This window comes from bacterium, from assembly GCA_035703895.1.
In the GTDB taxonomy this organism is placed as follows: domain Bacteria; phylum Sysuimicrobiota; class Sysuimicrobiia; order Sysuimicrobiales; family Segetimicrobiaceae; genus Segetimicrobium.
The window spans coordinates 1-9,612 of record DASSXJ010000213.1; the positions used below are offsets into that span (position 1 = coordinate 1).

Sequence of the window (9,612 nt, forward strand, 5' to 3'; positions counted from 1 at the left end):
GCGCGGACTCGTGTCACCGGAGCAGGCGCGCGAGGAATACGGGGTGGTGCTCCGGGCGGATGGAACGGCTGTCGACCCGGAGGCGACCGGCTCTCTGCGGCGCACGATGGCGGCGGAGCGGTCTGTGCAGGCGGTCGATCGAGGCAGCATACGTCCCGGCCCGCCGCCGGGGAGGCTCGTCGAGGTCGACCCCATCCCCGGCCTCTAGCCCGGCCGCCGGCTCGGCGCGCGCGCAGCCTATAGGACTTGATTTCAAAGCCGTGGAATATGAGCGGGAGCACGCGTCCTTGGCTGCCGCGACCGCGGTACTTCATGACGTACATAGGCAAGGGGGAATGGTGATGCGACCCGGCCGCTTTCGTCTTGCGAGTGTTGCGATCGTGGCGCTGCTTGCGGCCGGGCTGGCGCGGGCGACGCTGGCCGGCGCCGCGCCGGATGTGAAACAGACCCTCGTCGTCGCGGTCTCCCGCGACATGCAAAACCTGGACCCCACAAACGCATCGTCGGACAGTTTCACCCTAGAGACCCTCACCAACGTCTACTCCTGGTTGATCGACTACAAGGTGGTCAAGCAGCCCAACGGGCAGACGATCGGTGCCGCCAACGAGTTCGTCGGCAACCTGGCGGAATCGTTCCGGCTGACGGACGGCGGCAAGAAGCTCCTCGTCACGCTGCGGCGGAACCTCAAGTTCTCGAACGGGGACCCGGTCGACGCGAACGCGGTGAAGTTCACCTACGACCGGCTGTTCGACCAGAACGCTACCACGGCGGCGCTCACGAAGATGGCCGAGGTCAGGACCAAGGACGCCGTGCGCGTCGTTGACGATCGGACGGTAGAGTTTGGGATCTCGGAGCCGAACACCCTGCTCCTGGGCAACATGTCACAGTACGGCCACTCCATCCTCAACCCGAACGTTGTGCGGCCGCACATGACGGCCGCGGATCCATCCGGCCACGAATGGCTCAAGTCCAACACGAAGGGCACCGAGACGGGGCCCTACGTCTTGGAGTCGTGGCAGCCGGGCGTGGAGTTCGTGCTGACACGCAACCCGAATTTCTGGGGGCCGCCTCCACGGATCGCCCGCGTGGTCTTGCGCATCGTCCCCGACCCCTCGGCGCGGCTCGCCCTGCTTAAGTCGGGCGACGCCGACATCGCGCGCGACCTCGCGCCGCTGGACGAGGTGCAGCTCCTGAAGGACCCGAACGTGACCATCTATCGCTTCCCGACCCGCATCGTGTCGTTCCTGGGGATGAACGCGAGCGTCGCCCCCTTCAACAACGTGAAGCTGCGGCAGGCGATCTCCTATGCCATCCCGTACGGTACGATCATCCGCAGCGTGATGGTCGGGTTCGCCCGCCCGCTGACCAGCCCGGTCCCGAGCGGGATGCCGACGCACACCGATGAGTTCTTCAAGTACAAGACGGATCCGGCTCGCGCCAAGGCGCTGCTGGCCGAGGCCGGCTTCCCGAGCGGGACGAATCTCACCTTTACGTCCCGCGCCGATCTCGCCGAATCGAAGAGCATCTCGGTCTGGGTGAAGAGCGCCCTGGCGAGGACGGGGGTCAACGTCACGATCAACGAGATGCCGGGCGCGGCGTTTACCGCGGCCCTGCAGAAGCACGAGCTGGTCTTCTTTCACCATCCCGGATGGAACTCGATCAACAACGACCCCTTCTATCACGTCTTCTGGCTGCTGAAGAGTAGCTGCTGCGACTATACCAACTACCACAACAAAGAGATCGACGATTTGATCACCAAGTATACGGTCTCGACCGACCTCAAGGCGCGCGCCGACGCGTCGCGTCGAATCCAGGAGATCGCCACCGACGAGGCGGCGTGGGTGTTCCTCTACCAGCCAGACCTCGTCCTGGCCACGCGAAAGAACGTCGGCGGCGTCGTCTACTATCCCGCGGACGTGCGGCTGCGTTACTATTATCTGACCAAGGAGTGAGGCCGCCCCACGCGCGCGCTTAGGCTCACCGCCCGCCGCGTCGCCCTCGCGCTGCCGGTGCTGCTCGGCGTCACCCTGGTCACGTTTGTCCTGACACGCGTGCTCCCCGGAAGCCCGATCGACCAGATCGCGGGCCCCATGTCCACCCCCGCGCAGCGGCAGGCGCTTATGGCCCACTATGGCCTCGACCGGCCGCTGTGGGTTCAGTATCTGGCCTACATCGGGGGCGTGGCGCGAGGCGACTTCGGTTTTTCCTTCACGACGAGTCACCCCGTGGCCCAGGACCTGGGCCGATTCTTCCCCGCGACCATGGAGCTGACGACGACGGCGATGGTCGTGGCGACTGTCGTCGGCGTGCCGCTCGGGGTGTTGGGCGCGGTGCGGGCCGGCTCCTGGATCGACCACTTGGTGCGCGTCGTCGCCGTCGCCGGGGTGGCGCTGCCGATCTTCTGGCTCAGCCTGGTCCTGATCTACCTTCTGTACTCGACGTGGCACCTGCTTCCGGCGCCGATGGGCCGGCTCAGCCCGCAGAGCGTACCGCCGCACCAGGTCACGGGGCTGCTGCTGGTCGACAGCCTCCTCGCCGGGGACGGCGCGGCGTTTATCGATGCCGTCCGGCACCTCGTGCTGCCCGTCGCCGTGCTGGCCTTCGCGGCCGTGGCGCCGCTGGCCCGCATCACCCGGACCAGCATGCTGGAGATATTGTCGAGCCCTCACGTCCGGGCGACGCGGTCGCTCGGCATTCCCGCCCGGCGCGTGGTGTGGACGTACGCGTTCCGGAACGCCATGCTGCCGGTGCTCACCATGTTGGCGATCGTGTACGGGTTCCTCCTAGGAGGCTCCGTGCTTGTCGAGACGGTGTTCGCGTGGCCGGGCCTCGGCCGGTATGCCTTCAACGCGGTCAGCGGGAACGACTACCCGGCCGTCCAGGGGTTCATCCTCTACGCGACGGTGATCTACGTCACCATTTTCATCGTGGTGGACGTCCTCTACGGCGTGCTCGACCCGCGCGTCGCGGCATGAACGCGGTGACCGGAGCCGGCAGCGCGCCGCGGCCGGCCTGGGGCGGCGCCGTCGATCTGCTGCGCGCGCACCCCGTGACGGCGGCCGGGGCCGTACTGATCGCACTCGTCGCGGTAGCCGGCCTCGCCGCGCCGGTCCTGGCCCCATACGACCCGCTTAGGACGGATCCCGGCGACACACTGCGAGCGCCGGGAGGCGCGCATCTCATGGGCACCGACGACTTCGGCGAGGACATTTGGTCCCGGGTGTTGTGGGGAGCGCGCATCGATCTGGAGATAGCGCTCGTCGCGGTCGCCGTGGCGCTGGCCCTGGGATGCACGCTGGGGGCGCTGGCGGGGTTCTCCGGTGGGTGGGTCGACGAAGCCGTGATGCGAAGCATGGACGTCCTGCAGGCCTTCCCCTCGTTCATCCTGGCCATGGGGATCGCCGCAGCGTTGGGCCCGAGCCTTCGAAACCTGATCCTGTCGGTGGCGCTGATCAACGTGGCGGTTTACGCCCGCCTGATGCGGGCCCGGCTACTAGTGGTGAAGCAGGCGATGTACGCGATGGCTGCGCGCGGCGCGGGGAACCCGCCGTGGCGGCTCCTGCTCGTACACCTGATCCCCAACTGCCTGACCCCGATCTTCGTGCAATCCAGCCTGCAGTCGGGGTGGGCGATCCTGACCGCGGCCGGCCTGTCGTTCGTCGGGCTCGGCGTCCGCGTTCCCGAGCCGGAGTGGGGCGTGATGGTGGCGATGGGCGTGGCGCGGATCACCTCCGGCTCCTGGTGGGTGTCGTTCTATCCGGGCCTCTGCATCGCGCTGGTGGTGATGGGCTTCAACCTGATCGGCGACGGTCTGCAGGATCTGCTGGATCCGCAAAGGCGGTAGCCGTGCTCGAGGTGCGGGACCTCGTGGTCGCGTTCCGTTCGGCGCGGGACTCCGCGACGGCCCTCCATGGGGTCGACCTGCGCCTTGCTCCGGGGAAGGTGACGGGCCTGGTCGGCGAAAGCGGCTGCGGCAAGACGGTGACGGCCCTCGCCGTGATGCGGCTTTTGCCGCCCACGGCCGAGATTCGGCGCGGGCGCGTTCTGCTCGAAGGGGCGGATCTCCTCACCCTGCCCGAGCGTCAGATGGAACGCGTCCGCGGCGCCCGCATCGCGATGATCTTTCAGCAGCCGCGCGCGTCCCTGAACCCGGTCTTCCCGATCGCGGCGCAACTCACCGACGTCCTCCGCCGGCACCGTGGCCTCACCGCCCGTGCAGCGACGGAGGAGGGACAGGCGCTGCTGGCACGGGTGGGACTGCCTCGCCCCGAGCGCGTCATGCAAGCGTACGCGCACCAGCTGTCCGGCGGGATGTGCCAGCGCGTGATGATCGCGCTGGCGCTGGCTTGCCGCCCGGCGGTGCTTGTCGCGGACGAGCCAACCACGGCGCTCGACGTCACGATCCAGCTGCAGATCGTCGAGCTGCTCAAAACGCTACAACGCGATCTGGGGCTCACGGTCCTGCTCATCACCCACGACCTCGGGCTCGTCGCGGAGATGTGCGACGAGGTGAGCGTGATGTATGCGGGTCGGATCGTCGAATCCGCCCCCGCCGCCACGCTGTTTCGCCGGCCGTTGCACCCGTACACTCGGGGGTTGATCGCCTCCCGCGTGCGCAGCGGCAGCCGCGCCCTTCCCGTGCCGATTCCGGGACGCGTGCCCGACCTCCACGAGATGCCACCGGGATGTCCGTTCCACCCACGGTGCCCCCTCGCCAGGGACCGATGCGCCGAAGACGACGCCGTCCCCGAGGCGGCCGATGCCCGCCACATGGTGCGCTGCCATTTCTGGGCGCAGGGGGCGGTCTAGATGCTCCGCGTCGAGCGCCTGCATAAGTTCTACGGTCCCCACGGCGTGGGGCCCCGGGCGCGGCACGTTGTCCACGCCGTGGACGGCATCGACGTCGCGATCGATGCGAGCGAGACGCTGGGCCTCGTCGGCGAGTCCGGCAGCGGCAAGTCTACCGCGGGCCGGTGCATTCTTCGGCTGGAAGAGCCCACGGCCGGACGCGTGGTCCTGGATGGCGTCGATGTGACGGCGGCGTCCGCGAATGCGCTGCGGAGGTTGCGCCCCCGGATGCAGATGGTCTACCAGGATCCCTACGACTCCCTGAATCCGCGGCTCCCGGTAGGCGCCCAGATCGCCGAACCGATCTGGCTGAACGGCCTCGCCTCGAGGGCACAAGCCGGTGCGCGAGTCCGCGCGCTGCTTGAGCAGGTGGGGCTCTCTCCCGATGTCGCGGGCCGGTATCCGCACCAGCTCTCCGGGGGGCAGCAGCAGCGGGTCGCCATCGCCCGCGCCCTGGCTCCGGAACCGCGCCTTCTGGTCCTCGATGAGCCGACCGCGTCACTCGACGTATCAATCCAGGCGCAGATCATGCAGCTGCTTGTCGAGATCCAGGCACGCCGGCAGCTCGGCTACCTGCTGATCTCGCACGATCTACCGCTCGTCAGCGCGCTCGCGCAGCACGTCGCGGTGATGTATCTCGGTCAGATCGTGGAGACGGGGCCCGTAGACGACATTTTTCACCGGCCCGCCCATCCGTACACGCGAGCGCTGCTCAGCGCGACGCCGCGAGATGCCCCCGGACAGGAAAAGCGGCGCATCCTGCTGCGGGGCGAGGTCACCTCGGCGATTGATCCCCTTGACACCTGCCGCTTGTACCCGCGCTGCCCGTTCGCTATGCCGCGGTGCGTCAGCCGTCCCGCCGCCCTCGTGCCGTTCGCGCCCAAGCGGGCGGTCCGGTGCCTTCGGTTTCTGGACGAGCAACGGGGAGGCACGTGGGACCCCGGGTCAATAGAAACGCCGCCGCCGCCCCGTGCATAGTTCCATCCGCCGCCTTGTCGGCGCCGGCGCCTGATCTCCCCATAGACGCCCCGAGCAACATTCCCACGCCTTGAATCGGAGTCACGATGTCCCTGGCAAGGAGGAAGTGGCCCGACGGGTGCGAGCGCGAGGGGTGGATGATATTCGGCGGATGCACCAGCAGGCGGCGTGCGATCGAAAGGAGGCGAAACTCAATGAGAAAGTACCGGTTGCAGGATATGTCCTGGATGGAGGCTGAAGAGGCATTCAAGCGATCAGATACGGCGATCGTGCCCGTCGGAACACTCCATGGACACGGCCCGACGCCCATAGGCATTGACGCTCGTTCCGTTGAGAAGTTGGCGGATGAAGTGGGGAGGAGAACCGGCTTGACGATCCTGCCGTTGATGGCCTATGGCGAAAACGACAAGATGAGAGACTATCCGGGATCGATTGCCATCGGTCAGCATGTGATGGAGGACGTCTACATCGATATCTGCCGGAGTCTATACAGGAATGGTGTCAGGAGAGTTGTCTTTCTCAACGGCCACGGTGGCAACCACGAGGTCTTAGTCGGGGCCGGTCGGGATGTGCGACCACTTGGAATGTTGGTCGCAATTGTGTCGTGGGGCTCCATCGAGAGGGCATTGAACCCAGCCCTCTTCTCGGAGGGCAATTTCACCTCATGGGCTGCGCTGTCGGAGCTGGCGGTTGCCATCGCCATAGATGGAGCGGACATCATTGATCTGAGAGCCGGTGGATACAAAGGAGAATGGGGTTCCGACCCGCTTGTGAGAAAACTGTTCGGCGAGAAGATCAAGCCGTTGGGTTTCAACACTTTCGAGTACGCGGGAGCGCAGGTGACGATCCCGGTCGATGCGTGGGATATCGATGTGGAAAGCCCCCCTGAGATAGAGAGGAGCGCATTCGACGGACTTCGGCGCAGAGGCGAGGAAACTATCGAACGCCAAGCTGAGTACATTTCGGCGTTCGTACGAGAATTCCAGAAAATCGACGTTTCCAAAGCTCTCGGAAAATCCTAAACGATAATCATCGTCGGCTGGGCATGCGTCCGTGGGGTTTCGAGGAATATTGGGATTGCTGACGCTGGTTACCGCCACATACCTTGCTGGTAGTGGGGATTGCAGGCCTATGGCGAAGGAAGCGGCTGGTAACAAGACAAGTTTGGCAAGAACGCCGAGGACAGCGACGTCGATATCTGCGTATGCTACATGCCCATCTTCTTCTATGATCCCTCGATGTCGGGGGGACTTACCAAAGAAGATGTCGGCATCACTGACTTACCGCATACTTACGCCCAGTTCAAGAACGAGGTCGGAGCGGCCCTGGTCGCCAAGTTCGGCGGGCGGGGCGTGACCCGGGGCAACAAGGCCTTTGACGTCCACGAGAGTACGGCGCGTGTCGACGCAGATGTGGTCCCGTGCTTTGAGCACCGGAGGTACACAAGAAGGACAACGTCGCCGCACACAACGTCCAACGGCACTCCGGGCGGAAGCCAAGCATCCGAGCGGGAAGAGGGGCTTCGACCGCGGACAGGATCGCCCAGGTGGACCGTGCCTGCTCACTAATGGGGCAGTTTGCAAATCAGCAGAACACGGGTCGCATGATACACGGTGGCCACACCGACTTCCCGTGCCAAGTTTTCGACATTAAGCCGTCCGCGGGGGGGTGTTCTTGCATTGAACCTGCCAGACCAGGAATCCCTAAAAGGTCTCATCCGCGCCTAATGGACGGAGTTCAGTTGGTACGGGAGTGAGAGTCTCGGGAGGACACGAACGAGCTTTCGTCGGGGGCTGCCAGGACGAGATCGGGCAAAGAGCCGGGCAGGGTCTTCCGATGGAAGGAGTTCCAGGAACTAAAATGGAAATTCCGATTATCTGTCTTATAGGGTACGACGTTGTTTAGATCTCCACCGGTCCGGCCACCAGAACCTCGACCTTCTTCTTGTCAAACGCTTGCGCACCAAAGTTCGCAGAGTACCATGAGTACTGCCAAAAATCTCGTGACCTTATAGAATTCGCATAGTGAGGTACCGGACTCGCTGGGCCATTCATGTGTAGGAGGTCGTCGATAGTCATCTGCAACGTCCACTTCCCGATCCGCACACCCGGCACGATACGGTTGTCGTCTGTGGTCTGGGATGCAGCCGGAGCAACGAGAAGCAGAAGTGACACTAGGACTAGGACGGCTGTCTTCATGTTCTCCACCCCCTTGGGGCCGTCCGGCGAAGTACCAAGAAGGTTTCTACAAGCCGGGGCCTCCAAGTCCTGCCGAACATCTCTAAGAGTATTGGCGGTGTCAAGCCTGCGGGCGAAGCATCGCCTCCTTGGCATCCCGTGATGCCTAAACGCCGGTGTTGTTCGTCGCGTAGAGCGTATCAGTCTTCCTTGCACCTCTTGCGGGCCGTGGTGTCACACATCTCTTCGAGCCGCAAGGCTCATGATGACGGATTCGACGTCATCTTCCGACAGAAGGCCCAGGGGCTGCCCATTCAGGGACGCGGTCCGAGGACCATGTTCGGCACCGGGCTCACCCCTGCGCCGCCTTCTGGCGGAGCATGGTCAGAAAATCGGTTTCCGTCTTCCAGACGTGATAGATGACCTCCGCGAGGCGGCGGGCCAAGGCGATCCGCGCGACCTTCTTCCCTTTGCGGCTCTGCACCGTGCGATACCAGGCCCGCAACGGCCCCGGCTGGCGGCACGCCTGGGTGGCGGCCGCAGTGAGGGCCCAGCGCAGGAGCCGATTACCTTCCTTGCTGATGTGCCCCGTCCGCACGCGGTCGGCACTGGCGCGGACGCGGGGGGTTAGTCCTGCGTAGCTAGCCAGGTGCTTAGCTGTGGGGAAGCGGTGAATGTGGCCCACCTCGAGAATGACGAGTATCGCGATGAAGGGACCGATCCCCGGAATCGTCCTGAGCCGCTGCACCCGAGGATCAGGTCCCCAGCGACGCGCTAGGTCTTCGTCGAGGCCGCGGATCTGCACATCAAGGACGTGGAGCAGCGCGATACAATGCTCACGGATGAGGCTCGGCATTGGAGTCAGCGGGACCATCCCGAGTTCTCGTTGCCCTCGGATCGTCAGCCAGCTTTTGCCCGAGGTGGGCTGAAGGTTGCGGCGTGCCAGGAGCGCGAGCAGCTGATTCTTGACGCGAGTGCGGAGCCAGACGAGGGTGATGCGATGCCGGACCAGCTCCCGCGCCTCCCGTAAGTCAGCGGGCGGGATCCAGACCGTGGGGAGAAGATCGCCACGGAGCAGGAGGGCCAGCCGCTGCGCATCGACGCGATCATTCTTCAGGCGGGCAGCAGCAATTGCTTTGGTCTGTTTGGGATGCGAGAGGACGGGACGATGGCCGAGCTGCTCCAGGAGATCCACGAGCCACCACCACGTGCCACAGGCTTCGATGGCGATCTGGGCGGGAGCGGGGATCTGCGCAAAGAATTGCCGCATGGTGGACGGGATGTTGTCCATGCGGTGCTGCACGACCTCGCCCCCAGCAGTAAGGACCGCGATCTGGGAGACGCGCTTGTGGAGATCAACCCCAACCGTTACCATAGGTTTTGGCCTCCTTCTTCAGAGAGTCTTGGCGGGCCCTCTGGGAGCCAGCCTACCGCAGGCTGGACTGGGAGGCCAATACTCTTATGACATCAGGGTCAGCGCGACGCTCGCGTTTTCCGTGTACAGCTCCTCGTACACCAGCGCCGTGTCCACCAACGACCGGCCGTCGCCACCGACTGATTCCGGGATGCACAGGCGCAGGTAGCCGTCCGCGATCATCCGTTCGTACGC

Annotated in this window: 9 protein-coding genes and 1 pseudogene; 8 read left to right on the forward strand and 2 right to left on the reverse strand. The window is 65.0% G+C overall.

What is annotated here, in order from left to right:
• From VFP86_14280 to VFP86_14315, 8 genes and pseudogenes are all read left to right on the forward strand, one after another.
• On the forward strand, positions 1 to 208 hold a 208-nt coding region (locus VFP86_14280), incomplete at its 5' end, for a hypothetical protein (GenBank protein HET9000803.1).
• Between the two features lie 133 nt (positions 209 to 341).
• A complete protein-coding gene (locus VFP86_14285) occupies positions 342 to 1,952 on the forward strand; it encodes an ABC transporter substrate-binding protein (protein HET9000804.1) in 1,611 nt (536 codons plus the stop codon).
• Positions 1,953 to 1,982: 30 nt separating this feature from the next.
• Positions 1,983 to 2,261, forward strand: a pseudogene (locus VFP86_14290) (ABC transporter permease).
• 21 nt (positions 2,262 to 2,282) lie between these two features.
• The gene (locus tag VFP86_14295; protein HET9000805.1) at positions 2,283 to 2,975 is read left to right on the forward strand and encodes an ABC transporter permease; all 693 of its coding nucleotides are present in this window, start codon (positions 2,283 to 2,285) and stop codon (positions 2,973 to 2,975) included.
• Positions 2,972 to 3,844: an ABC transporter permease gene (locus tag VFP86_14300; GenBank protein HET9000806.1), complete on the forward strand. Its 873-nt coding sequence runs from the start codon at positions 2,972 to 2,974 to the stop codon at positions 3,842 to 3,844. Before VFP86_14295 ends, VFP86_14300 begins: the two co-directional genes overlap by 4 nt.
• Positions 3,845 to 3,846: 2 nt before the next feature.
• Positions 3,847 to 4,809 (forward strand): ABC transporter ATP-binding protein, encoded by a 963-nt coding sequence (locus tag VFP86_14305; GenBank protein ID HET9000807.1) that lies wholly within the window; start codon positions 3,847 to 3,849, stop codon positions 4,807 to 4,809.
• A complete protein-coding gene (locus tag VFP86_14310) occupies positions 4,810 to 5,826 on the forward strand; it encodes an ABC transporter ATP-binding protein (GenBank protein ID HET9000808.1) in 1,017 nt (338 codons plus the stop codon).
• 86 nt (positions 5,827 to 5,912) lie between these two features.
• Positions 5,913 to 6,848 carry a creatininase family protein gene (locus VFP86_14315; protein HET9000809.1) on the forward strand — a complete coding sequence of 312 codons (936 nt, stop codon included), beginning with the start codon at positions 5,913 to 5,915 and terminating at the stop codon, positions 6,846 to 6,848.
• A 1,507-nt stretch (positions 6,849 to 8,355) separates the two neighbouring features.
• On the opposite strand, the gene VFP86_14320 is transcribed toward VFP86_14315, so the two are convergent.
• Together VFP86_14320 and VFP86_14325 are read right to left on the reverse strand one after the other, a co-directional pair.
• On the reverse strand, positions 8,356 to 9,378 hold the full coding sequence (locus VFP86_14320; GenBank protein ID HET9000810.1) for an IS110 family transposase: 1,023 nt from the start codon (positions 9,376 to 9,378) through the stop codon (positions 8,356 to 8,358).
• A gap of 84 nt (positions 9,379 to 9,462) precedes the next feature.
• Positions 9,463 to 9,600 carry an acyl-CoA dehydrogenase family protein gene (locus tag VFP86_14325; protein ID HET9000811.1) on the reverse strand — a complete coding sequence of 46 codons (138 nt, stop codon included), beginning with the start codon at positions 9,598 to 9,600 and terminating at the stop codon, positions 9,463 to 9,465.
• Between the last annotated feature and the right edge of the window lie 12 nt (positions 9,601 to 9,612).